This is a genomic window from Erwinia sp. OLFS4 (assembly GCF_002752165.1).
Lineage (GTDB): Bacteria > Pseudomonadota > Gammaproteobacteria > Enterobacterales > Enterobacteriaceae > Izhakiella.
In genome coordinates this window covers 18,832-42,453 of sequence record NZ_MOMB01000010.1, presented here as the reverse complement: position 1 = coordinate 42,453, position 23,622 = coordinate 18,832, and the positions used below count along the sequence as shown (strand labels likewise).

Here is a 23,622-nt window from a genome sequence, read left to right as displayed (position 1 = left end):
TTTTATAAGAGGGCTGAACATGAGCCATAGCGATACCATTGTTGCCCTGGCAACGCCGCCGGGGCGCGGCGGCGTTGGCATTCTGCGTATATCTGGCCGTGAGGCTGCCGCCGTGGCGCAAGCCGTGCTGGGTAAAGCGCTGCGCCCGCGCTATGCCGAATATTTGCCGTTCAGGGAAGCCAGTGGCGAAGCGCTGGATGAAGGTATCGCACTCTGGTTCCCCGGCCCGCACTCCTTTACCGGCGAAGATGTCCTGGAACTACAGGGGCACGGTGGTCCGGTTATTCTGGATATGCTGCTCAAACGCATTATCGCGCTGCCCGGTGTACGCCTTGCCCGGCCGGGGGAGTTTTCTGAGCGGGCTTTCCTCAATGAAAAACTCGATCTGGCACAAGCTGAAGCCATTGCCGACTTAATTGACGCCAGTTCAGAGCAGGCAGCCCGTTCGGCGCTTCATTCATTACAGGGGGCTTTTTCACAACGCGTGAATAGCTTGGTGGAAGCACTTACTAACCTGAGAATCTATGTTGAAGCAGCTATCGACTTCCCCGATGAAGAAATCGACTTTCTTTCTGATGGCAAAGTTGAAGCACAGTTGCAAAATACCCTCAGCGATCTGGCGCGCGTCCGCGCCGAGGCCCGTCAGGGAAGCCTGCTGCGCGACGGCATGACCGTGGTCATTGCCGGTCGTCCGAATGCCGGCAAATCGAGCCTGCTAAACGCGCTGGCCGGACGGGAAGCGGCCATCGTTACCGATATTGCCGGTACCACCCGGGACGTATTGCGCGAGCATATCCATATAGACGGCATGCCGCTGCATATTATTGATACCGCCGGCCTGCGTGAAGCCAGCGATGAGGTAGAGCGTATCGGCATTGCCCGCGCCTGGCAGGAGATAACCCAGGCTGACAGAGTACTGTTTATGCTGGATGGCACCACTACCGATGCCACCGAACCGGAAAAAATCTGGCCGGAATTTATTCGCCGCTTACCGGATGCCTTGCCGGTCACCGTGGTGCGTAATAAAGCCGACCTTACTGGTGAAACACTGGGTGTAAAGGAAGTGAATGGTTACTCACTTATCAGCCTGTCGGCGCGTACCGGCGAAGGAATTGACGCCCTGCGTCAACACCTGAAACAGAGCATGGGCTTTACCGGTAATATCGAAGGTGGATTTCTGGCGCGACGCCGGCATCTTGAGGCTCTGGAGTTAGCGGCCACTCACCTGGAACAGGGCAAAGAGCAATTACTGCGCGCGCGAGCGGGTGAACTACTGGCGGAAGAGCTGCGCCTGGCACAGCAGGCACTCAGCGAGATTACCGGTGAATTCAGCGCCGATGACTTGCTGGGCCGTATTTTTTCCAGTTTTTGTATTGGAAAGTAAGTAACCGCTCACACTCAAAAATAGCTATCATCTCTGTGATAACAGGTTGTTTTTATCAACCTGTTAATTTATATCACTTTTATTAATTAATGTTTGCCAGATTGTCACATTGATAAATCTGAAAATAGCTTTTATCCGATTGCCAGAGATGCAATTTTCTAAGATTATTCTTACAATAAATGTCAGATTATTTGTCCATTTTCACGGAGCGACAAGTGGCCAGTCATTTTGCCCGCTGCACTTTTTCATCAGGTGCCCTTGCCAGCGATCGGCTTTCCCCGGCGCTGATAGCTCATACTGAACGCTTTTCTGAACCGCGGCGCCAGCGCTATCTTGCCGCCCGATCGTTGCTTGCCGAATTGATGCAACAGCTGTATGGCTTTACCAGCCTGCCGGATGTTATCACCACCAGTTCAGGTCGCCCTTGCTTTGCTGACCCACAGCTGCCTGATTTTAGTTTCGCCTATGCCGGCAATATGATTGGCGTTCTGCTGGCAGACGCCGGCTGCCGTGCCGGGCTGGACATGGAAATAATCCGTGTGCGCAGCCGACAAGCGGAAGAATATAAAGCCCAACAGCTCTCCTCGGCGGAACAGGCGTGGATTCATGCTCAGCAGGATCCAACGGAAGCCGCAACCCAGATTTGGACACTGCGTCAAAGCGTACTGAAACTGACGGGTGAAGGGGCCAGTGGCATGACCTCGCTGCGCCTGCAGCCCGGTTCGGGACGACTGCGTTCAGTCACGCTGCGAGAAATTCAGGCAATCTGTGACGTGGAACCGTTGCTGGTCTGGTCCTGCGCCCTCGCCCCTGATTGTGATCGGCTGCGCTTATGGGAATTCAGTGCGGCGGCTGGCTGGAATGAACTGCGGGATATTCGTATACATCAGCAGGATATGGGGCCACGTACGCTGCGGCTAACCAGTCTGCCAACCGAGCGTACGCTGCATTTTTAATGCGCTTATTTAGCCAGTAAAGGCTATTTTGAGGATAAATAACAGCGCTACCACCACCACACAGGGGCTGATTTCACGCCAGCGACCGGTTCCCAGCTTCATTACGCAATAGCTGATAAAACCCAGCGCAATGCCTTCAGTAATGGAAAAACTGAACGGCATCATTGCCGCAGTGACAAACGCAGGCACCGCTTCCGTCAGGTCATCCCAGTGCACACGGGAAAGGGACGATGTCATCAGTACGCCAACATAGATAAGCGCACCGGCGGCGGCATAAGCAGGCACCATACCGGCCAGCGGCGATAAAAACATCACCAGCAGAAACAGCAGACCGGTAACCACGGCCATCAGACCGGTGCGACCTCCAACTGAAACGCCCGACGAACTTTCGATATACGCCGTTACCGACGAGGTTCCGGCATAGGCACCGGCCAGCGAACTGAGGCTGTCGACATAGAGCGCCTGCTTCATGCGCGGAAAAATACCCTTGTCATCCGTCAGACCGGCTTTATCGGTCACACCAATCAGCGTACCGGATGAGTCAAACAGATTAACCAGCATAAAGGAGAAAATAATGCCTGCCATTCCCGGATTCAGGGAATCCTTAAGATTAGCCTGCCCCAGCACTTCGCCCACGTGACCAGGCAGGGAAAAGAAACCGGAATAGGTCACATCACCTAGCAGCCAGCCAATAAACGTGGTGATCACAATCGAAATCAGCACCGCAATATGAACGTTGCGCGAGGCAAGAATGGCGATAATGAAAAAGCCGAGGGCGCCAAGAATGACACTGTGGGAAGTCAAATTCCCCACCGCCACCAGCGTGTCCTTATTTGCCACCACAATGCCAGCATTTTTAAGCCCAATCATCGCAATCAGCAGCCCGATACCGCTGCTAATCCCCACCCGCAGACTCAGCGGAATATTAGCAATGATCCAGTAACGAATGCGGAAAAGCGTCATCAGCAGCAAACCGAAAGCCCCCCAGAAAATGGCCCCCATACCAATTTGCCAGGAGACGCCCATTGCGCCAACCACCACAAAGGCAAAAAAAGCGTTGAGCCCCATTGCCGGAGCCAGTGCCACCGGTAAATTAGCCACCAGCCCCATCAGAATACTGCCCAGAGCCGCGATCAGGCAGGTAGTAACAAATACCGCCTGGGTATTCATACCGGCGACACCCAGAATTTGCGGGTTAACAAAAACGATATACACCATCGTCAGGAATGTTGTTACCCCTGCGATAACTTCAGTCCGAGCCGTGGTGCCATGTTCCTGCAGTTTAAACAGACGCTGTAACAGCCCTTGATTATTCATAGTTGGATTCCGCACTGGTAGATTTTGCGTTGGCTATCCTATACCAAAATTTCCGGCTTGAGGATTTTTCCGCAAAATCACGTTATCGATCGCAATCTTGATGTCTGCGGTTAAAGTGTTATTAATTCACGCCGTTTAAAAGGATACGTCTGATGACGATTTCATGCATATTTTTTGATTGTGACGGTACCCTGGTTGACAGCGAAACCCTCTGTACACAGGCCTATGTCAATACTTTTAGCCACTATGGTATTAGGCTCTCATTACAGGCGATGTTCGAAAAATACAAAGGGGTAAAACTCTACGATATCGTTAATGACGTCTGTGCCGGTTACAACAAACAGGTAGAAATCAGCCAGTTTGAACCCGCTTATCGGGCGGAAGTGGCCCGCCTGTTCGACCTGCAGTTACAGCCAATTGCCGGGGCACCGCAACTGGTAAGTCAAATCCGGGTAAAAAAATGCGTGGTATCGAATGGCACGGTGCAAAAGATGCAGCATTCACTGGGACTAACCGGCATGCTGCCTGATTTTGCAGGCAAGCTGTTCAGCGGCTATGACATCAACGCCTGGAAGCCAGACCCGGCAATCATACATCACGCAGCGCGCGGCATGAATGTGCCGCTGTCAGCCTGTATACTGGTTGATGACTCGGCGGCCGGTGCCATGGCAGGTATTGCCGCCGGTATCCCGGTTTTCTATTACTGTGCCGATGCCCATAACCCACCACTGGATCAACCGCTGGTCACGCCCTTTTACGCGCTGGACGCGCTACCCGGGTTATGGCGTGAACGCGGCTGGCAGCTGACCTGATTGCAACCCAGCGTTTTGCGCCAGAATTACCAACTCAAGTGCTTATCCTGTGCGGCAAAAACAGGAAAAAAAGGAGCGACTCGCGCAAAACGGTGAACAAAGGCAGAAAACAACCTTCTATTGTTGAAGATAGTCCTGGTAATTTAGCTTAACCGGCAGGCTGAACGCTGGAAATACGCTTACCGGTTAAAGAGAGTAAGGGATAGGGAGCAGCAACAGACACCCTCTTCTTTATTGGCGATGACAGAAGAATAGGGTGTCGGTGTGAACTGAGACAGGTAAGCCAATATCTGCCGCTGCCGGCAACCGGTTATTCCGCTTTATTGCTGTCATCACCGGCCAGCAGTTTATCCAGCTGGTCACCACCTACATGACGGAAATCCTGGCCTTTGACAAAATAGAAGATGATTTCACAGATATTCTGACAGCGATCGCCAATACGTTCGATGGCGCGTGCACAGAATAATGCCGTCAGCACGCTGGGAATAGTGCGCGGATCTTCCATCATATAGGTCATCAGCTGACGAACAATTCCCTCGTATTCCTGATCAACTTTTTTATCTTCACGATAAATATCAATGGCAGCATTCAGGTCCATACGGGCAAAAGCATCCAGCACATCATGTAACATCTCGATGGTGTGGCGGCCCAGTGATTCCAGGTTTACCAGTAAAGGTTGATGCTGGTGGGTAAATTTTTCCAGCGCGGTACGGCTGATTTTTTCCGCTACATCACCAATACGTTCCAGTTCAGAGATGGTTTTGATAATCGCCATCACCAACCGCAGATCTACCGCCGTCGGCTGACGTTTAGCAATGATGCGCACACAAGCTTCATCAATCGCCACTTCCATCATATTGACCTTCTGGTCGCCATCAATAACCTGCTGAGCCAGCACCGCATCCATATTATGCATGGCAAGAATGGCGTCTGACAGCTGTTGTTCCACCATGCCGCCCATGGTCATCACCTGAGTCCGGATGTGTTCCAGCTCAGCATTGAACTGGCCGGAGATGTGTTTATTCAGATTTAAACTATCCATCATTTCTCCAAGCCTGTCGCATTCACAGGCGTAATCAGTGCCCGTTAAGGCAACCCCAAACAAACAGCAACCCAGCGATGAAAATCAACGGCCGCGGGCGCAATATCAGCCGTAACGACCGGTAATATAATCTTCCGTCTGCTTCTGTGCTGGTTTGGTAAAAATAGTATCGGTATCGCTGTATTCAATCAGCTCGCCAAGATACATAAACGCAGTATGATCGGAACACCGCGCCGCCTGCTGCATATTGTGAGTCACAATAACCACAGTGTAGTCCTGTTTCAGCTCGGTTATCAGTTCCTCAATGCGTCCGGTAGAAATAGGGTCTAACGCCGAGCAGGGTTCATCGAGCAGTAATACCTCCGGACGAATAGCAATGCCACGGGCAATGCACAAACGCTGTTGCTGACCGCCGGAAAGACTGTACCCGCTCTGATGCAATTTATCTTTGGTTTCGGTCCACAGCGCGGCTTTAGTCAGCGCCCATTGCACACGTTCATCCATTTCGCTGCGGGAAAGTTTTTCAAACAGACGCACGCCAAAGGCGATATTGTCATAAATCGACATTGGAAAAGGCGTCGGTTTTTGAAACACCATCCCCACTTTTGCCCGCAGAATAGCGATATCCTGATGAGAGGTAAGGATATTCTCGCCATCCAGTAAAATTTCACCTTCTGCACGTTGCTCCGGATACAGGGAAAACATCTTATTGAAAGTCCGGAGTAGTGTGGACTTACCACAGCCTGAAGGGCCGATAAAAGCCGTTACCTGATTTTTCGCAATATCCAGGTTAATGTTTTTCAGGGCATGGAATTTTCCGTAATAGAAGTTCAGGTTACGTACCTGAAGTTTCCCGGAATTGATATCAGCCATTTTTTATCTCTCGTCCTGGCGCCGCCGTAGCCGCGCTTATCAATTAGTGTTTGCTTTTGGTAAAAATAACGCGCGCCAGAATATTGAGAACCAGCACACACAGTGTAATGATCAGCACCCCGGCCCATGCCAAAGACTGCCACTGCGGAAACGGGCTCATGGCAAACTTGAATATGGTGACCGGCAGGTTAGCAATTGGCTGCATCATATCGGTACTCCAGAACTGGTTGGAGAGTGCGGTAAACAGCAGCGGAGCGGTCTCTCCGGCAATACGCGCAATCGCCAGCAACACGCCGGTAATGATGCCGGATACCGATGCTTTCACCGTGATCGACGCAATCATTTTCCACTTCGGGGTTCCCAGCGCATACGCCGCTTCACGCAGACTATCCGGTACCAGCTTAAGCATGTTTTCCGTGGTGCGGATAACAATGGGTATTTGTAGCAACGCCAGCGCCACCACCCCTGCCAGCCCGGAAAAGTGTTGCATCTGAGCCACTACAATGGTGTAAACAAACAGGCCGACCACAATTGACGGCGCCGAGAGCAAAATATCGTTAATGAAACGGATGAACTCCGCCAGCAGGGATTTTCTGCCATATTCAGCAAGGTAGATACCCGCCATGATACCCAGCGGCGTGCCCACCAGGGTTGACCACAGAATCAGCAGACCACTGCCCATTAGCGCATTTGCCAGCCCGCCACCGTCAACATTCGGCGGCGGAGTGTCCTGGGTGAATAAATCAATGGATAATCCCCCCACGCCTTTGGTGACGGTGGTAAACAGAATCCAGATAAGCCAGAACAGGCCAAATGCCATTGTCAGTAGCGAGAGCGTAAGCGCAATCCGGTTTTTCAGTCGACGCCATGCCTGCATTTTACGCCGGGAGGCATCCAGCGCTTCACGGTGCTGAAGTTCCAGGGTGGTCATGATCGTGCCCCCTCTTTTTTCGCCAGACGCATTATTAATAGTTTAGAGATGGCCAGCACGATAAAGGTAATCACAAACAGGATCAGCCCAAGCTCCATCAGTGAGGCAACGTGAGTGTCCGACTGCGCTTCAGCAAACTCATTAGCCAGTGCCGAGGTAATACTGTTCCCCGGCATGAAAAGTGACGCGCTATCGAGCTGGTAGGTGTTACCGATAATAAAAGTCACCGCCATGGTTTCACCCAGCGCACGACCAAGACCCAGCATAATTCCACCAATCACACCGTTTTTGGTGAAAGGCAGGACGATGCGCCACATCACCTCCCAGGTGGTGCAGCCAATACCGTATGCCGACTCTTTCATCATTACCGGCGTCTGCTCAAACACATCGCGCATCACCGAGGCAATATAAGGAATAATCATGATTGCCAGGATGACCCCAGCTGCCAGAATGCCAATACCAAATGCCGGCCCCGAGAACAGCGCGCCCACCAGCGGAATATTGGACATGATATCGCCGATAGGTGTCTGAAAATAAGTGGCAAATAGCGGCGCAAAAACAAATAAACCCCACATGCCGTACACAATACTTGGTACGGCAGCAAGTAACTCAATCGCCGTTCCTAACGGACGCCGTAGCCAGCCAGGCGCCAGTTCTGTCAAAAACAGCGCGATGCCAAAACTCACCGGCACAGCAATGATTAGCGCAATAAGCGAAGTTATCAGGGTGCCATAAATGGGCACCAGAGCACCAAACTGATCGCCGGGGGCATCCCAGACTTTGTTCCACAAAAAAGAGAAGCCGAATTTTTCCATACTCGGCCAGGAGGAAAAAATCAGCGAGACGATAATGCCGCCAAGTAATAAAAGCACAATCAGCGCAGCCAGTCTTACCAGTGCGCCGAATAGAATGTCGCCTTGCTTACCCGGTGCTTTAATAACAGGCTTGGATGCAGCCATAACGTTTCCGATATTGATGACTATTTAAAATAATCTCCCGCCAGCTGGCGGGAGATGGGGAGGAAAAAACCGCAGCGCTTCCTCCCCGGCTCATCCCCCCATCTGTCTACCTGGGGATGAACACCACTCCGACGTTAACCTTACTGGGTTTTAACGTTGGCTTTCCATGCATCACGGATCTGTTTAACCACAGATTCCGGCAGTGAGGCATAATCCAGTCTGGTGGTCGCTTCGCTGCCATTTTTGTAGGCCCAGTCGAAGAATTTCAGCACTTCAGCCGCTTTTGCCTTATCCTGAGGCTCTTTGTACACCAGGATAAAGGTCGTTGAAGAGATTGGCCAGGCATTGCTACCTTTCTGGTTAGTCAGATCCTGAGCAAAGGTTTTACTCCACTCAGCGCCTTTAGCCGCATCACTAAAACTTTTCTCGCTTGGCGCGATAGCTTTACCGTCAGCGTCAACCAGTTTGGTATAGGTCAGGTTGTTCTGCTTGGCATAGGCATATTCCACATAGCCAATAGAACCGGGCAGACGCTGTACGAACGCAGCCACACCGTCATTACCTTTACCACCAACACCTACCGGCCAGTTTACGGTGTTACCTTTACCAATTTTGCTCGCCCAGTCGCTGTTGACTTTAGACAGGTAGCTGGTAAATACGAAAGACGTACCAGAACCATCAGCGCGGCGAACCACATTAATATTGCTGTCCGGCAGTTTTACGCCTGGATTCAGTTTAGTGATTGCCGGATCATTCCATTTCTTGATCACGCCAAGGTAGATATCGCCAAGCGTTTTACCATCCAGCGTCAGCTCACCGGCTTTAATTCCCGGCACGTTAATTGCCAGAACAACACCACCAATCACCGTCGGGAACTGGAACAAACCGTTTTTCTGTAAATCTTCATCACTCATCGGCGCATCGGAAGCACCGAAATCAACGGTTTTAGCAATAATCTGCTTCACACCGCCAGAAGAACCGATTCCCTGATAGTTAACCTGGTTACCCGTCGCCTTGTTGTAAGAAGCAGCCCACTGGTTGTACACCGGCGCCGGGAAAGTACCGCCAGCACCGGTCAGATTCGTTGCTGCGAACGCTGAAACCGCGCTGACAGACAGAGAGACTGCAACGATTTGTGCCAGGGTTTTTTGCATCAGTGTCATGTTCCCTCCACGGGAGTAATGTTTAGTATTTTTGTGCCGTTTCAGAGTAATTAGATATTGCTGCAGGAGGGAAAATAGGACAGTTTAGTGACAGTAAAATGTCTCTATTATGACAGATTTATGACAATTGAAATCCTAACCCGCGTGGATTATGGCTTCAGTCAGAGGAACACAGACAGCGAAAGCCGGTTTGCTGCAGATAACCAGACTGACCGTTATCCGGCGAGATAACGCAGATAGCCTGCCACACCACCGGCACCACCCTCTCCGGGATGGTTTATACCATCAATCACTTTTACGCATGAAAAATCAAAGGGCGACACTCCTTCAAGACAGGCGACGTTAACACCGAACAGTGACGGATTGGAACGACGCTGATGAAAAGTGTAAATGCCACATACAGAGCAGAAAAAATGAGCTGCCTGCCGGCTATTGAACCGGTATTCCGTCAGCTTATCACTGCCGCTAATAACTGTTATACCACTGGCAGTGGCTACCACGGCACCGCGCATGCGACAAAACGAACAGTTGCAGCGGAGCACATCATTCAGTCCATTAACAAGTTCCGCATGAAACCTAACCGCGCCGCAGTGACATTGCGCAGGTGTCTGATCTGACATAGTGTTTTCCCCATCATTGACGGCCGGTTACCAAAGCTGAATAACTGAAAAGGATTGGCAGAACAGGTGGTTGGCGATTAAAATCAGCATAATCCCCGTTCACCATGTGCTGAAAGTATTCACCCTTCTCCAACCGGTCTGACTAATCAATAACCAGGCTAATTATAGCATAGCAATCGCTGTCACCGTGGCCGTCAGCGACAGGCTCTGCAATTCAATGATTGTTACACCGCATCTGTCTGCCCGACGTTTATGCCGCTGATATTATTAGACAAACTACAAGAGAGCATGGAGAGATGGACTCATTATTTTATTAATTTTTATTTAAATAATTAAAAAAATCCCTGGCGTTGGATTCTATAATTTAACAAATTATTTTTCTGATTTTTTATTAACTAAACAAATTTAAGTAGAGTAAGTTTTACTCTATCTTTGATAGTTGTGAAAATAAACAAAATTTCAATAACCTGATTATCGATTGAGAAGAAAATAAAATTATCTGTGCTACCCTTATTCACAAGCAACTATGATGAAATTTATCTCTACTGGCTAAGTTATTATTAGTCCACACAGCCTGATGACTAAGCCGACTTCGTTTTAACAGGCTACATTGATATTTCACAGGACCGGAGTAGATAACCATGGAAGGAAAAAGTAATCATTCATTAGAAAAATCTCAGCAACTTATTGATTCACTTAATAATATTCCTCTTATTTCCATAATGGAGAAAGCCAGTATCCCGTGGGCAATTAAGGATAATCAATCGAGATTTGTCTACTTAAATGATGCCTGTCTTGATCTGTTCAATATTCAGTATGGCTTTGATTTTGAAGGTCGTCTGGATGAAGAAATGCCCTGTCAGTGGTCTGAGTTTAGTGAAGATTTTAAAGCTCACGACAGAAAAGCAGAACAGTCCAGAGACGGGGCGGAAATAATCACAACATCAACCTTTGGCAAAGAACAGATCATGTCTCCCTGGTATTTCCCAAAATTTCCTATTTATGGCAAACAAGGAGAAGTCCTGGGAACTCTTTTTTATGGTAAGAAGTTTAACTTCATTTCTGTATATGATTTTTTCAAAAATTTAAAACCATCCGTTATTTCACTCAACCCACCGGTTGAGGGTTTTTCGGAAAGAGAGCTGGATATAATATTTTTTGCGTTGCAAAAACTCACATCAAATGAAATTGCTGAGAAATTAAATTTATCTAAGCGAACAATAGAAAACAGGCTGCAAATTATTTATGCAAAAATCGGCGGCCACTCGATGAAGGATTTAATTGAATATTGTGATGTAACTGGATTAAAAAACTACGTGCCGAAAAAAATGCTTCGTGAAGGCGTCAATTTTTTCTGGTAACGCAACATTTAGCGCACTTTACCAGTAAGTTAGTCATCATAACCATCAAAAAAGCCGGCTTAAAACAGCCGGCTTTTTCTTTCTTCTGTATCCTGGCCCGGGAAGCCGGTTACTCAACGGTAACTGATTTTGCCAGGTTACGGGGCTGATCGACGTCGGTCCCTTTAATCAGCGCGACATGATAAGAAAGCAGCTGCAGCGGAACGGTATAAAAAATAGGTGCAATGACTTCTTCAACATGCGGCAACGAGATAATGCGCATTCCTTCACTGTCAGTAAAACCGGCATCCTGATCGGCGAAGACATATAACAAGCCGCCACGGGCGCGTACCTCTTCAATATTGGACTTAAGCTTCTCCAGCAGTTCATTGTTAGGCGCCACCACAATAACCGGCATATCCGCATCAATCAGCGCCAGCGGACCATGTTTAAGCTCGCCCGCCGCGTAGGCTTCAGCATGAATATAGGAAATCTCTTTCAGCTTCAGTGCGGCTTCCATCGCTATCGGATACTGATCGCCGCGGCCAAGAAAAAGCGCATGATGTTTGTCAGAGAAATCCTGTGCCAGCATTTCAATGCGTTTATCCTGAGAGAGCATCTGCTCAATACGGCTTGGCAAAGCTTGCAGCGCATGAACAATATCCTGCTCCACAGCCTTATCTACGCCTCTCAGACTCCCTATTTTCGCCACCAGCATCAGCAGGACCGTTAACTGAGTAGTAAAAGCCTTTGTTGACGCAACGCCAATTTCTGTTCCGGCTTTTGTCATCAGTGCCAGGCTCGATTCCCGCACCAGTGACGATCCTGCAACATTACAAATGGCCAGTGAACCAAGGTAACCAAGCTCTTTCGACAGACGTAATGCTGCCAGCGTATCGGCAGTTTCCCCCGACTGTGACAGGGTGATAAGCAGGCTGTTTTGACGCACCGCTGAGCGGCGATAGCGAAATTCGGAGGCAATTTCAACATCGCAGGGAACGTTAGCCAGTGCTTCAAACCAGTAACGTGCCACCATGCCGGAATTATAAGAAGTGCCGCAGGCAACAATCTGTATATGCCCGACCTGAGACAGCAAATTGTTAGCTTCACTTCCCAGCTCAGAGAGATCGATGTGGCCATGACTCAGGCGGCCCACCAAAGTATTTTTTATCGCATTGGGCTGTTCAAAAATTTCTTTTTGCATGTAATGACGATAGATACCCTTATCGCCTGCGTCATACTGCGCATTAGATTCAATTTCCGGCCGGTTAACCTGCTGACCCTGACGGTTAACAATGGTCAGAGTCCGGCGGTTAACCTCAGCAATATCGCCTTCTTCAAGATAAATGAAACGTCGGGTTACCGGCAACAAAGCCAGCTGATCGGAAGCAATGAAATTTTCGCCAACGCCGCGGCCAATAACCAGTGGACTGCCGGAGCGCGCAGCCACCAGCGTGCCGTCATCACGGCTGTCCATAATAACCATGCCATAGGCACCGCGCAGCTGCGGGATCACGCGTAGCACCACCTCACGCAAACTCCCGCCATGCTGTTGCTGCTCCCAGTGCACCAGATGAGCAACCACTTCCGTATCGGTTTCGGAAACAAACTTGTAACCCCGCGCCAATAGCTGCTCACGTAAGGGCTCGTGGTTCTCAATGATGCCATTGTGCACAATCACAATGTGTTCTGAGATATGCGGATGGGCATTACTTTCAGAAGGTTCACCGTGGGTTGCCCAGCGGGTATGCGCTATCCCGGTACCGCCGGCAGGGTGTTTTTCGCTGACGGCTTCCGCCAGTTTCTGTACCTTGCCCAGACGACGAATACGGGTAACTTCGCCATGGTGATTAACAATGGCCACGCCAGCCGAGTCGTAACCACGGTATTCCAGCCGGCGTAATCCTTCAATCAGGATCTCGGCGATATCGCGTTGCGCTACAGCACCAACAATTCCACACATATATTTATTTTCCTGACAAACGGGCGTTAATGGCCCTTTGCGTTATCCGACAACCCGATCGCCCCGAGCCTTGTAGAGAGTGGGGGCTGCCTGAAACTGACAGGCTTATTTTTCCTTCTCATTAGCGGAAGGTTTTACGATTAAAATTTATTTCTTTTTTGCCGGGCGTTGCCAGGCGGTTTTCAGATGCTGCTCTTTACGGTTATAAACCAGACCCGGCGCCTGAACATCTTTCATTATAGTGGTACCGGCGGCAATGGTTGTGCCGTTTGCTACGGTAACAGGTGCTATCAGCTGCGTGTCTGAACCGACAAACACATCGTCACCAATAACGGTGGTTGATTTATTAACACCATCGTAATTACAGGTAATGGTACCGGCGCCTATATTTACGTTACTGCCAATTTTTGCGTCGCCAAGGTAACTGAGATGACCGGCTTTTGAACCGACGCCAAGAGACGCTTTTTTCATCTCAACAAAATTACCCACATGCGCTTTTTCAGCAAGTTCGCTGCCCGGCCGCAAACGGGCAAAAGGTCCAACGGTTACCTGACTTGCCAGCCTGGAGTCTTCAATAATGCTATAAGGACTTATAATGCTATCGCTGGCGATGTGACAGTTTTTCAGGATACAACCTGCGCCAACAGTTACCCGATCTCCCAGCACCACATGCCCCTCAATAATGACATTGCAGTCGAGGGTAACATCACGCCCACATTCAAGGGTGCCGCGTAAATCAAAACGCGCCGGATCAAGCAACATCACGCCGGCAAGTAACAGTTTATCCGCCTGTTCCCGCTGGTAAATACGCTCTAAAATGGCCAGCTGCTGGCGATTATTAATACCATCGGTTTCCCAGGTCCGTGCCGGATGTACCGTAATGATTTCACGCCCTTCCTGATGGGCAAAAGCAATAATATCGGTAACGTAATATTCGCCCTGCGCATTGTTATTGGTCAGTTTGCCCAGCCAGCGTTTCAGATCGGCTCCCTGCGCCACCAGAATACCGGTATTGATCTCATTAATACTGCGCTGGGCTTCACTGGCATCCTTTTGTTCAACAATCGCCGTAACGCTGCCGTTTTCGCGCACAATCCGGCCATAACCGCTGGGATCATCAAGAATTACCGTCAGCAAACTAATTCCCCCCTGTGGCCGGGCGGCCAGCAGGCGACGGAGTGTTTCAGCACCGATCAACGGCACGTCACCGTACAGCATCAGAATGTCTTCATCATCAGCAAAATGCGGGGCCGCTTGCTGCATGGCGTGCCCGGTACCCAGCTGTTCTGCCTGAAGGATCCAGTTCAGACTTTCATCATTCAGCGTTGACTGCAACAGATCGCCACCATGACCGTAAACCAGATTCACCTGACGTGCGCCAAGTACGCGGCTGGTATCAATAACATGCTGAACCATCGGTTTTCCGGCAAGCGGGTGCAAAACTTTCGGCAAGTCTGAGTACATGCGGGTTCCCTTGCCAGCGGCAAGGATCACCACGCTCATCGCGCTGTTTGACATAGGATTCCTGTCCATCAATGAATGTTGTGAGTAAACCAGTTACAGGGTAAAAATTCGACATTTTTCTTGCGACAAAATTAGCCGTCATTTCTGCATCATAACGGCAAAATAAGCAGCCTAAGCCACGGCCATCCAGGCGAATATCAGCACAGATATATTGCTATCAAAGCGAGCTTATTTTTAGCCACTAAACAAGATAAAAGCAAAAAACGTCATGACAGGAATTATACACCCACGCTGCGTAAAGACATGGCATGCATACTGTGGGAAACGGCAAATAAAAAAGCCAGCCCTCGCGGACTGGCTTTTATCAGCCTGAACCTGATTACATCGCTTTTTTGGTCAGTTCGATAACGCGCAGCTTTGCCAGCGCTTTCGCCAGCTCAGCTGAGGCCATTGCGTAATCCACATCGCCGTGAGAACCATTAATACGTTCTTCTGCTTTGTTTTTCGCTTCCAGCGCCCGCGCTTCATCGAGATCTTTACCACGGATAGCGGTGTCTGCCAGCACGGTCACCATTGCCGGCTGTACTTCAATTACGCCGCCGGAAAGGTAAATAAACTCTTCTTCACCTTTCTCTTTAACAATGCGCACCATACCAGGTTTTATGGCGGTCAGCAGCGGTGCATGACCGGGAAATACCCCCAGTTCACCTTCACTGCCTGACACCTGGATTTTTTCTACCAGCCCGGAAAACATCTGTTTTTCCGCACTGACGACATCCAGATGAAATGTGTTAGCCATACCAAACCTCCAGAAAACTCTTTCCTTCTGGTTTCAGGATACCCGGCATGCGGCAGCGTATCCTGAAAAACCAGGGGTCAAGAATTACAGTTTCTTCGCTTTTTCCACGGCTTCTTCAATGGCACCAACCATGTAGAACGCCTGCTCTGGCAGATGGTCGAATTCACCGTCCATGATACCTTTAAAGCCACGGATGGTATCTTTCAGCGCAACATATTTGCCAGGAGAACCGGTGAACACTTCCGCAACGAAGAACGGCTGTGACAGGAAGCGCTGAATCTTACGCGCGCGGGCCACCAGCAGTTTGTCATCTTCAGACAGCTCATCCATACCCAGAATGGCGATGATGTCTTTCAGCTCCTGATAACGCTGTAAAAGAGACTGCACGCCACGGGCAACATCATAGTGCTCCTGGCCGACAACCAGCGGATCGAGCTGACGGCTGGTTGAATCCAGCGGGTCAACCGCCGGATAAATACCCAGAGAGGCAATCTGACGGCTCAGGGTAACGGTTGAGTCAAGGTGAGCAAAGGTTGTTGCCGGTGAAGGATCCGTCAGGTCATCCGCCGGAACATACACGGCCTGCACAGAAGTGATTGAACCAATCTTCGTGGAGGTAATACGCTCCTGCAGCACACCCATTTCTTCCGCCAGCGTTGGCTGATAACCCACCGCTGAAGGCATACGCCCTAACAGAGCTGAGACTTCCGTACCGGCCAGGGTATAACGGTAAATATTATCGATGAACAACAGCACGTCACGACCTTCATCACGAAATTTTTCCGCAATAGTCAGGCCGGTCAGTGCAACGCGCAGACGGTTACCCGGCGGCTCGTTCATCTGGCCGTACACCAGAGCAACTTTATCCAGCACGTTGGATTCGTTCATTTCGTGGTAGAAGTCGTTACCTTCACGGGTACGCTCACCAACACCAGCGAATACCGAATAACCGGAGTGTTCAGCCGCGATGTTACGGATAAGCTCCATCATGTTGACGGTTTTACCCACACCCGCACCGCCAAACAGACCGACTTTGCCGCCTTTAGCGAACGGACAGATCAGGTCGATAACCTTGATGCCCGTCTCCAGCAATTCCTGTGAGTTTGCCTGATCTTCATAGGAGGGTGCCGCACGATGGATTGAAGAAACTTCAACCGCACTGCCATCTTCTTCGCGCAACTCACCTTTCATGTCGACCGGTTCACCCAGCACGTTCATGATACGACCAAGCGTCGCCTTGCCTACCGGAACCTTGATCGGTTCTGCCAGGTCTTCAACGGGCAGGCCACGCTTCAGGCCGTCCGAAGAACCCATAGCAATGGTACGCACCACGCCACCACCCAGCTGCTGCTGCACTTCCAGCACCAGGGTCACATCACCATTTTTAACCTGCAGGGCGTTGTACACTTTGGGTACCGCGTCCTGAGGGAATTCGACGTCAACTACGGCGCCGATAATCTGGACAATCTTTCCAGTTGCCATCTTGAATCCTCTACCTAATTCGTTCATACCCTGCCCGCAGGCGGGTATACCTGGTTAAACCGCGGAGGCCCCCGAGACGATCTCGGTTAGTTCCTGGGTGATGCTGGCCTGACGAGCTTTGTTGAAAACCAACTGCAGCTCTTTAATCAGGTTACCGCCGTTGTCGGTTGCAGCTTTCATCGCCACCATCCGCGCGGCCTGCTCGCTGGCCAGGTTCTCAACAACACCCTGATATACCTGAGATTCGATATAACGGCGCAGCAGGGTATCTAACAGCGCTTTCGGATCGGGCTCGTACAGGTAGTCCCAGGTTTTGGTTTTCAGTTCAGCTTCTTCTTCGCCTTTAGCGGGCGGTAACGGCAGCAGCTGACCAATCACCGGTGTCTGTGACATGGTGTTGTGAAACTTGTTGCAGGCTATAAACAGCTTATCCAGACGCCCTTCATCATAAGCTTGCAGCATCACATTGACAGGCCCAATCAGGTCAGATAAAGAAGGGTGATCCCCCATACCTGTTACCTGCGCCACAATGTTGCCGCCAACCGCACTGAAGAAAGACAGACCTTTCGACCCGATAATCGCCAGTTCGCATTCGACGCCTTTATCAGACCAGCTCTTCATGTCCGTCAGCAACTTTTTGAACAGGTTAATGTTCAAACCACCACAAAGCCCGCGGTCGGTAGAAACGACCAGATAGCCAACGCGCTTGACGTCTCGTTCTGCCAGGTAAGGGTGCTTATATTCCAGATTACCTAACGCAATGTGACCAATCACCTTGCGCATGGTTTCTGCATACGGACGGCTGGCCGCCATGCGTTCCTGCGTTTTACGCATTTTGGAGGCGGCGACCATTTCCATCGCTTTAGTGATTTTCTGCGTATTTTTTACGCTTCCAATCTTGTTACGTATCTCTTTTGCGCCGGCCATTTAGCTTCTCCTCAAAGCCTTGCGGCTTGCCTTCTCAGACAAGCCGCCAGACATTACCAGGACTGGGTTGATTTGAACGTTTCGAGGAGCTTTTTCAGCTGCTCTTCGATGTCGTTACTGAAATCACCAGACTGGTTGATTTTCTGCATCAGCTCGGCGTGATCGCGTTCGGCAAACGCCAGCAACGCCGCTTCAAAACTGCCAATTTTAGCCAGTTCAACGTCATTAAGGAAACCACGCTCAACGGCAAACAAAACCAGGCCCTGCTGCGCAACAGACATCGGCGCATACTGTTTCTGCTTGAGCAATTCGGTCACTTTCTGACCGTGACTCAGCTGCTTACGGGTTGCTTCGTCCAGATCGGAAGCAAACTGAGAAAACGCAGCAAGTTCACGATACTGCGCCAGCGCAGTACGGATACCGCCGGACAGTTTTTTCATAATCTTAGTTTGTGCAGCGCCACCCACACGAGAAACCGAAATACCAGGGTTAACCGCCGGACGAATACCTGAGTTAAACAGGTTTGATTCCAGGAAGATCTGACCATCGGTAATAGAAATAACGTTGGTCGGAACGAACGCGGAAACGTCACCAGCCTGGGTTTCAATAATCGGTAGTGCGGTCAGCGAGCCGGTTTTACCTTTAACTTCGCCGTTGGTGAAACGCTCAACATAGTCGGCGCTTACGCGGGAAGCACGCTCCAGCAGGCGGGAATGGAGGTAAAACACGTCGCCAGGGAAAGCTTCACGGCCAGGCGGACGACGCAGCAACAGCGAAATCTGACGGTAAGCAACCGCCTGTTTTGACAGATCGTCATAAACGATCAGCGCATCTTCGCCACGATCGCGGAAAAATTCACCCATCGCACAACCGGCATAAGGTGCCAGATATTGTAACGCCGCGGATTCAGACGCGGAAGCCACGACCACAATGGTATTAGCCAGCGCACCGTGCTCTTCCAGTTTACGCACCACGTTAGAAATGGTGGAAGCTTTCTGGCCGATAGCGACATAGACGCATTTAATACCGGAATCACGCTGATTAATGATGGCATCAATGGCCATTGCGGTTTTACCGGTCTGGCGGTCACCGATGATCAGTTCACGCTGACCACGACCAATCGGAATCATGGCATCAACGGATTTGTACCCCGTCTGAACCGGCTGATCGACTGACTGGCGATCGATAACCCCTGGCGCAATAACTTCAATCGGCGAGTAAACGTCACTTTCAATCGGACCTTTACCGTCGATGGCTTCACCCAGCGTGTTAACAACGCGGCCCAGCAGGCTGCGGCCAACCGGTACTTCAAGGATACGACCGGTACATTTTACCTTGGTACCCTCGGCGAGGTCAGCATAAGGCCCCATCACCACCGCACCAACGGAGTCGCGCTCCAGGTTCAGGGCAATGGCGTAACGGTTACCCGGCAGGGCAATCATTTCACCCAGCATGACATCGGCCAGGCCGTGTACGCTGATGATGCCGTCACTAACAGAAACAATAGTACCTTCATTGTGAGCTTCGCTCACTACATTGAACTGAGCAATGCGCTGCTTGATCAGTTCGCTGATTTCGGTGGAATTCAGTTGCATATGCTCCAGTCCCCTTAAGACTGCAAGACGTCTGCAAGACGTTCAAGACGGCTGCGTACGCTGCCATCAATGACCATATCACCCGTACGGATGATAACGCCTGCCATTACAGACTTATCGATTTTGCAATTCAGCTTAACTTTGCGTGACAGACGTTTTTCCATCGCGGCGCTGATTTTACTCAGCTGTTCGTCACTCAGCGTACTGGCGGAAATGACATCCACCTCTGCACTCGCCTCATGGGCATCACGCAGATGGATGAATTGCTGCAGTACCGCAGGCAGCGCGGTTAAACGTTTATTTTCTGCCATAACCTTTATCAGGTTCTGGCCGGCTTCATCCAGCTGATCGCCACAGACAGCAATGAACGTTGCAGATGTGGCTTCCGGCGCCAGAACGCCAGACAGGAGATCTGCCATTTTATCATTACTGGCCACTTCAGCCGCAAAAGCCAGCATTTGCTGCCAGCGCTCAATATTTTGATGCTCTACAGCAAAGTCAAAAGCTGCTTTGGCGTAGGGGCGAGCTACCGTAGCTAATTCAGACATCAGCCCCGCCCTCCTTACAGTTCAGCGACCAGTTTATCGACGATGTCGCTGTTAGCAGCTTCATCTACAGAACGTTCAATAATTTTCTCAGCACCGGCAACGGCCAGCAGGGCAACCTGCTTACGCAGTTCTTCGCGTGCACGTTTCCGCTCAGCTTCAATTTCAGACTGCGCCTGAGTAACAATTCTGGTGCGTTCAGCTTCCGCTTCCGCTTTTGCTTCATCCAGAATCTGAGTACGGCGTTTGTTCGCCTGCTCAATAATAACCTGAGCCTCTTCCTTGGCTTTTTTCAGCTGATCGGACGCAGAAGCCTGTGCGAGATCCAGATCTTTTTTGGCGCGTTCAGCAGAAGCAAGACCGTCAGCAACTTCTTTCTGACGTTTTTCGATAGCAGCCATAATCGGCGGCCATACGTACTTCATACAAAATGCGACAAAGAGGATGAACGCGATAGCCTGGCCGAGGATTGTTGCGTTAAGGTTCACAGCACAATACCTCTTATTAAGTTAACCTTTCTGCCCGCAGGCAAGAATCTGTTCATCGCTTCCGGTAACCACCGTCTGGCGATGAACCCGTTTACTAGGCGACGGCAAACATCACGTACAGACCCAGACCTACAGCGATCATCGGGATAGCATCCACCAGACCCATTACAACAAAGAACTGCGTACGCAGAAGAGGAATCAGATCTGGCTGGCGCGCCGCGCCTTCCAGGAATTTACCTCCGAGGATGCCGATACCGATCGCAGCACCGATTGCCGCCAGCCCCATCATCACAGCGGCAGCCATGTACAGCAGATCCATATTCAGGTTTTCCATGACAGTCTCCAATTTGTTTCAGTTAAACGCAGTAGTGTTGATAAAAAATCAGTGTTCTTCAGATGCCATCGACAGATAGACAATCGTCAGTACCATGAAAATGAAAGCCTGTAGCGAAATGATCAGAATGTGGAAAATGGCCCAGGGCACATTGAGAATCCACTGTGACCACCATGGCAACAGACCGGCAATCAGGATAAAAATCAGTTCACCCGCATACATGTTGCCAAACAGTCGTAAACCAAGGGAAACCGGTTTAGACAGCAGGCTGACACCTTCAAGAATCAGGTTGATTGGAATGAAGAGAGGGTGATTAAAGGGTTGCAGCGTCAGCTCTTTTGCAAAGCCACCGATGCCTTTGATTTTGAAACTGTAAAACAGAATCAAAATAAATACGCCCAACGCCATTGAGAGCGTGATGTTCACGTCTGCAGAAGGCACCACGCGCAATGCGGGAAGACCAAAAACGTGCTCGCCAATATAGGGCAGCAGATCAATGGGCAACAGGTCCATGAAGTTCATCAGTAATACCCAGACAAAAATTGTCAGGGCCAGCGGGGCAATCATTTTACTTTTGCCCTGATACATGTCGCGCACGTTGCCATCGACAAAGCCCACAATCAGTTCAACCGTCGCCTGCAATTTGCCCGGCACGCCGCTGGTGGCGGATTTTGCAACCTGCCGGAACAGCAGCAAAAACACCAGACCTAAGACGACGGAGAAAAACATGGAGTCGATATTCAAAACCCAGAACGTCGCCGGGACGTGACTGGGGTCCACCAGCTGAAAGGTACGCAGGTCTATCTGTAAGTTATGCAGATGATGGCCTATGTACTCCTGTGGCGTAGCGATTTCTCCTGCAGCCATGATACCTCTTACCCTTTGTTGTTAATTACAGCCGGTGCGACAATTTGCACTACCAGCACCGATAACCAGGTCAAGCCGAGCGGTATAAACACCGCATTAAAACTGCCAAGCGCCACAATCAGTAGCACCATGGTCAGCAGTACCTTACCGGCTTCACCTAAAGCAAATGTCCAGGCAATGCGGCCTTTGACAGGTGACTGACCCTGCAGACGCCAGGCTAAAATCACAAAGACGACGTTTGGCAGCCAGGCTGCTACGCCGCCTGCTAAGGCGGAGGCTCCCCAGGTTACACCCTTGAAGGCATAAAACAGCGCGCCAGATATTATCACGGTTACCAGCTGCGTGCTCAGCAGCGTACGGGTTAAGCCCCTGCTAAACAGAGGTACAGACATATCGCTGAACTCTCCCTGCCCGTTTGGCTATCTTACGGGGTGTATGACACTGCCTTTACCATTTTGAGTCAAGCAGCAAAAGCCGAGCAAATTATACGGGGCGTACCTGTGATTTCAATCGGTAAGTAGCGAAAAGGTGAACAATTATTTAAATTTCTTTCGGCAGCTACATTTTATAAAACGGTCATATTAGCGTTTTAACTTATTTTTTCTGACAATCTGGTTAAAAACGACGCAAAAAGCGTGCTCACGATCACATTATAAAAACAGAAATAATATTACCAGGCGACTATTTTTAGGATTTTTCACCATTCGGATTAATCTTAATACAATAAAAACATACAGTTATGGATATAACAACGTATAAAATAGCTTTATTCTCAATACAAAGCGAAGGTTATCATTGAGCATGAGATTTTCAGATGAAATTTACCTAAAAAAAAGCCAAATTAGCGATAAATATATTTTCTTCCGTGATTATCGCGATTCTTAACCTTTAGTAAAAAAGTAATTAGTATGATGCTGAATTGTAAAATCACGGTTAAATATTACCAGGCGTATCAGATAATTTCCGTCACTGATTTTAACTTTTTATCAACGTTCACTGGCCCTGAATTATTCATTTTTCACCGATAAAAACAGGCACAATATGAAAAAAATTCTGTAGATTCAGGGCAAAACTAAATCTTACGGATAATCACCAGGTGACGTTCACCTTCCAGATCCGGCACCTGTAAGCGTTCAATGCATTCAGTCCGAAACCCTGCAGGCACAGCCGCCAGTTCTTCCGCATCAAGCTGACCTTTCAGCGCATAAAAAGCCCCGTTTTCAGCCGGTAAATGCTGGCACCAGCTAACCATATCATTAAGCGATGCAAACGCCCGGCTGATGACCCCATCAAACTGCTGTTGCTGAAACTGCTCAACCCGACTCTGTACCGGGTTAATATTATCCAGCTGCAGTTGGTGCTGAACCTGACGCAGAAAACGCACGCGCTTACCGAGGCTATCGAGCAAAGTGAAATGGGCATCAGGGCGCACGATAGCCAGCGGCACACCTGGCAGGCCTGGGCCAGTGCCCACGTCGATAAAGTACTTTCCCTGCAGATGTGGATGAACAACGATGCTATCGAGGATATGGCGCACCAGCATCTGCTGGGGATCGCGCACTGATGTCAGGTTGTATGCCTTATTCCACTTGTGCAAAAGACCGACATAGCCAAGCAGCTGCTGTTTTTGCTCTTCGCTCAGGGAAATATGCGCAATCTCAAGAAGACGCGAGAGTTTTTCAATCACTGATATTGTCCGAAAAATGTAAACATGGCTGAAAAGCCGGCAAAGCTGCCGGCATCTCTGGCTGAGAAACCACA

Annotated in this window: 23 protein-coding genes; 4 read left to right on the top strand and 19 right to left on the bottom strand. The window is 49.9% G+C overall.

What is annotated here, in order from left to right; genetic code table 11:
• The first annotated feature begins 19 nt into the window (after positions 1 to 19).
• Positions 20 to 1,384 carry a tRNA uridine-5-carboxymethylaminomethyl(34) synthesis GTPase MnmE gene (gene mnmE / locus BL249_RS04320; protein WP_099706613.1) on the top strand — a complete coding sequence of 455 codons (1,365 nt, stop codon included), beginning with the start codon at positions 20 to 22 and terminating at the stop codon, positions 1,382 to 1,384.
• A gap of 215 nt (positions 1,385 to 1,599) precedes the next feature.
• Positions 1,600 to 2,340: a 4'-phosphopantetheinyl transferase family protein gene (locus tag BL249_RS04315; RefSeq protein ID WP_241898835.1), complete on the top strand. Its 741-nt coding sequence runs from the start codon at positions 1,600 to 1,602 to the stop codon at positions 2,338 to 2,340.
• A 9-nt stretch (positions 2,341 to 2,349) separates the two neighbouring features.
• Here the strand turns inward: BL249_RS04315 and BL249_RS04310 are convergent, their stop codons facing one another.
• On the bottom strand, positions 2,350 to 3,657 hold the full coding sequence (locus BL249_RS04310; RefSeq protein ID WP_099706615.1) for an NCS2 family permease: 1,308 nt from the start codon (positions 3,655 to 3,657) through the stop codon (positions 2,350 to 2,352).
• Between the two features lie 152 nt (positions 3,658 to 3,809).
• Between BL249_RS04310 and yieH the strand changes: the two genes are divergently transcribed.
• The gene (gene yieH, locus BL249_RS04305) at positions 3,810 to 4,469 is read left to right on the top strand and encodes a 6-phosphogluconate phosphatase (protein WP_099706616.1); all 660 of its coding nucleotides are present in this window, start codon (positions 3,810 to 3,812) and stop codon (positions 4,467 to 4,469) included.
• Positions 4,470 to 4,779: 310 nt separating this feature from the next.
• Here the strand turns inward: yieH and phoU are convergent, their stop codons facing one another.
• From phoU to BL249_RS04275, 6 genes are all read right to left on the bottom strand, one after another.
• Positions 4,780 to 5,511, bottom strand: a complete 732-nt coding sequence (phoU, locus tag BL249_RS04300; RefSeq protein ID WP_099706634.1) for a phosphate signaling complex protein PhoU — start codon at positions 5,509 to 5,511, stop codon at positions 4,780 to 4,782.
• Between the two features lie 105 nt (positions 5,512 to 5,616).
• Positions 5,617 to 6,384, bottom strand: coding sequence for a phosphate ABC transporter ATP-binding protein PstB (pstB, locus tag BL249_RS04295; protein WP_099706617.1), 768 nt, complete (start codon positions 6,382 to 6,384; stop codon positions 5,617 to 5,619).
• Between the two features lie 43 nt (positions 6,385 to 6,427).
• Entirely contained in the window at positions 6,428 to 7,315 is an 888-nt protein-coding gene (gene pstA / locus BL249_RS04290; protein ID WP_099706618.1) for a phosphate ABC transporter permease PstA, read from the bottom strand.
• A complete protein-coding gene (gene pstC, locus BL249_RS04285) occupies positions 7,312 to 8,274 on the bottom strand; it encodes a phosphate ABC transporter permease PstC (protein ID WP_099706619.1) in 963 nt (320 codons plus the stop codon). The genes pstA and pstC overlap by 4 nt, the downstream gene beginning before the upstream one ends.
• A 140-nt stretch (positions 8,275 to 8,414) precedes the next feature.
• Complete coding sequence (gene pstS, locus BL249_RS04280; RefSeq protein WP_099706620.1) at positions 8,415 to 9,437, bottom strand: phosphate ABC transporter substrate-binding protein PstS; 1,023 nt, start codon at positions 9,435 to 9,437, stop codon at positions 8,415 to 8,417.
• Positions 9,438 to 9,652: 215 nt separating this feature from the next.
• On the bottom strand, positions 9,653 to 10,057 hold the full coding sequence (locus BL249_RS04275; protein ID WP_099706621.1) for a GFA family protein: 405 nt from the start codon (positions 10,055 to 10,057) through the stop codon (positions 9,653 to 9,655).
• 641 nt (positions 10,058 to 10,698) lie between these two features.
• Here BL249_RS04275 and BL249_RS04270 point away from each other — a divergent pair.
• Positions 10,699 to 11,418, top strand: a complete 720-nt coding sequence (locus BL249_RS04270; RefSeq protein WP_099706622.1) for a helix-turn-helix transcriptional regulator — start codon at positions 10,699 to 10,701, stop codon at positions 11,416 to 11,418.
• A 109-nt stretch (positions 11,419 to 11,527) separates the two neighbouring features.
• Here the strand turns inward: BL249_RS04270 and glmS are convergent, their stop codons facing one another.
• From glmS to rsmG, 12 genes are all read right to left on the bottom strand, one after another.
• A complete protein-coding gene (gene glmS / locus BL249_RS04265) occupies positions 11,528 to 13,360 on the bottom strand; it encodes a glutamine--fructose-6-phosphate transaminase (isomerizing) (protein WP_099706623.1) in 1,833 nt (610 codons plus the stop codon).
• Positions 13,361 to 13,507: 147 nt separating this feature from the next.
• The gene (gene glmU, locus BL249_RS04260) at positions 13,508 to 14,878 is read right to left on the bottom strand and encodes a bifunctional UDP-N-acetylglucosamine diphosphorylase/glucosamine-1-phosphate N-acetyltransferase GlmU (RefSeq protein WP_099706624.1); all 1,371 of its coding nucleotides are present in this window, start codon (positions 14,876 to 14,878) and stop codon (positions 13,508 to 13,510) included.
• A gap of 325 nt (positions 14,879 to 15,203) precedes the next feature.
• Positions 15,204 to 15,623 (bottom strand): F0F1 ATP synthase subunit epsilon, encoded by a 420-nt coding sequence (locus BL249_RS04255; protein WP_099706625.1) that lies wholly within the window; start codon positions 15,621 to 15,623, stop codon positions 15,204 to 15,206.
• Positions 15,624 to 15,707: 84 nt separating this feature from the next.
• Positions 15,708 to 17,105, bottom strand: a complete 1,398-nt coding sequence (atpD, locus tag BL249_RS04250) for a F0F1 ATP synthase subunit beta (RefSeq protein WP_099706626.1) — start codon at positions 17,103 to 17,105, stop codon at positions 15,708 to 15,710.
• A gap of 54 nt (positions 17,106 to 17,159) precedes the next feature.
• Positions 17,160 to 18,032 (bottom strand): F0F1 ATP synthase subunit gamma, encoded by an 873-nt coding sequence (gene atpG / locus BL249_RS04245; RefSeq protein WP_099706627.1) that lies wholly within the window; start codon positions 18,030 to 18,032, stop codon positions 17,160 to 17,162.
• Positions 18,033 to 18,085: 53 nt separating this feature from the next.
• Positions 18,086 to 19,627, bottom strand: a complete 1,542-nt coding sequence (gene atpA / locus BL249_RS04240) for a F0F1 ATP synthase subunit alpha (protein ID WP_099706628.1) — start codon at positions 19,625 to 19,627, stop codon at positions 18,086 to 18,088.
• A 14-nt stretch (positions 19,628 to 19,641) separates the two neighbouring features.
• The gene (gene atpH / locus BL249_RS04235; RefSeq protein WP_099706629.1) at positions 19,642 to 20,175 is read right to left on the bottom strand and encodes a F0F1 ATP synthase subunit delta; all 534 of its coding nucleotides are present in this window, start codon (positions 20,173 to 20,175) and stop codon (positions 19,642 to 19,644) included.
• Positions 20,176 to 20,189: 14 nt separating this feature from the next.
• Complete coding sequence (gene atpF / locus BL249_RS04230) at positions 20,190 to 20,660, bottom strand: F0F1 ATP synthase subunit B (RefSeq protein WP_099706630.1); 471 nt, start codon at positions 20,658 to 20,660, stop codon at positions 20,190 to 20,192.
• 94 nt (positions 20,661 to 20,754) lie between these two features.
• The gene (atpE, locus tag BL249_RS04225; RefSeq protein ID WP_003849523.1) at positions 20,755 to 20,994 is read right to left on the bottom strand and encodes a F0F1 ATP synthase subunit C; all 240 of its coding nucleotides are present in this window, start codon (positions 20,992 to 20,994) and stop codon (positions 20,755 to 20,757) included.
• Between the two features lie 48 nt (positions 20,995 to 21,042).
• Positions 21,043 to 21,861: a F0F1 ATP synthase subunit A gene (gene atpB, locus BL249_RS04220; RefSeq protein ID WP_099706631.1), complete on the bottom strand. Its 819-nt coding sequence runs from the start codon at positions 21,859 to 21,861 to the stop codon at positions 21,043 to 21,045.
• 8 nt (positions 21,862 to 21,869) lie between these two features.
• A complete protein-coding gene (atpI, locus tag BL249_RS04215; RefSeq protein ID WP_099706632.1) occupies positions 21,870 to 22,253 on the bottom strand; it encodes a F0F1 ATP synthase subunit I in 384 nt (127 codons plus the stop codon).
• 680 nt (positions 22,254 to 22,933) lie between these two features.
• Positions 22,934 to 23,548, bottom strand: a complete 615-nt coding sequence (gene rsmG / locus BL249_RS04210) for a 16S rRNA (guanine(527)-N(7))-methyltransferase RsmG (RefSeq protein WP_099707393.1) — start codon at positions 23,546 to 23,548, stop codon at positions 22,934 to 22,936.
• Positions 23,549 to 23,622 lie beyond the last annotated feature (74 nt).

What these genes read in the sequence shown, in the direction of transcription:
- mnmE (WP_099706613.1), top strand. Translation starts at nt 20, where the DNA reads ATGAGCCATAGCGATACCATTGTTGCCCTGGCAACGCCGCCGGGGCGC.
- yieH (WP_099706616.1), top strand. Translation starts at nt 3,810, where the DNA reads ATGACGATTTCATGCATATTTTTTGATTGTGACGGTACCCTGGTTGAC.
- BL249_RS04310 (WP_099706615.1), bottom strand. Translation starts at nt 3,657, where the DNA reads ATGAATAATCAAGGGCTGTTACAGCGTCTGTTTAAACTGCAGGAACAT.
- pstA (WP_099706618.1), bottom strand. Translation starts at nt 7,315, where the DNA reads ATGACCACCCTGGAACTTCAGCACCGTGAAGCGCTGGATGCCTCCCGG.
- glmS (WP_099706623.1), bottom strand. Translation starts at nt 13,360, where the DNA reads ATGTGTGGAATTGTTGGTGCTGTAGCGCAACGCGATATCGCCGAGATC.
- phoU (WP_099706634.1), bottom strand. Translation starts at nt 5,511, where the DNA reads ATGGATAGTTTAAATCTGAATAAACACATCTCCGGCCAGTTCAATGCT.
- pstC (WP_099706619.1), bottom strand. Translation starts at nt 8,274, where the DNA reads ATGGCTGCATCCAAGCCTGTTATTAAAGCACCGGGTAAGCAAGGCGAC.
- atpG (WP_099706627.1), bottom strand. Translation starts at nt 18,032, where the DNA reads ATGGCCGGCGCAAAAGAGATACGTAACAAGATTGGAAGCGTAAAAAAT.
- atpI (WP_099706632.1), bottom strand. Translation starts at nt 22,253, where the DNA reads ATGTCTGTACCTCTGTTTAGCAGGGGCTTAACCCGTACGCTGCTGAGC.
- pstB (WP_099706617.1), bottom strand. Translation starts at nt 6,384, where the DNA reads ATGGCTGATATCAATTCCGGGAAACTTCAGGTACGTAACCTGAACTTC.
- atpH (WP_099706629.1), bottom strand. Translation starts at nt 20,175, where the DNA reads ATGTCTGAATTAGCTACGGTAGCTCGCCCCTACGCCAAAGCAGCTTTT.
- atpE (WP_003849523.1), bottom strand. Translation starts at nt 20,994, where the DNA reads ATGGAAAACCTGAATATGGATCTGCTGTACATGGCTGCCGCTGTGATG.
- BL249_RS04270 (WP_099706622.1), top strand. Translation starts at nt 10,699, where the DNA reads ATGGAAGGAAAAAGTAATCATTCATTAGAAAAATCTCAGCAACTTATT.
- atpB (WP_099706631.1), bottom strand. Translation starts at nt 21,861, where the DNA reads ATGGCTGCAGGAGAAATCGCTACGCCACAGGAGTACATAGGCCATCAT.
- atpD (WP_099706626.1), bottom strand. Translation starts at nt 17,105, where the DNA reads ATGGCAACTGGAAAGATTGTCCAGATTATCGGCGCCGTAGTTGACGTC.
- pstS (WP_099706620.1), bottom strand. Translation starts at nt 9,437, where the DNA reads ATGACACTGATGCAAAAAACCCTGGCACAAATCGTTGCAGTCTCTCTG.
- glmU (WP_099706624.1), bottom strand. Translation starts at nt 14,878, where the DNA reads ATGTCAAACAGCGCGATGAGCGTGGTGATCCTTGCCGCTGGCAAGGGA.
- BL249_RS04275 (WP_099706621.1), bottom strand. Translation starts at nt 10,057, where the DNA reads ATGTCAGATCAGACACCTGCGCAATGTCACTGCGGCGCGGTTAGGTTT.
- BL249_RS04255 (WP_099706625.1), bottom strand. Translation starts at nt 15,623, where the DNA reads ATGGCTAACACATTTCATCTGGATGTCGTCAGTGCGGAAAAACAGATG.
- atpA (WP_099706628.1), bottom strand. Translation starts at nt 19,627, where the DNA reads ATGCAACTGAATTCCACCGAAATCAGCGAACTGATCAAGCAGCGCATT.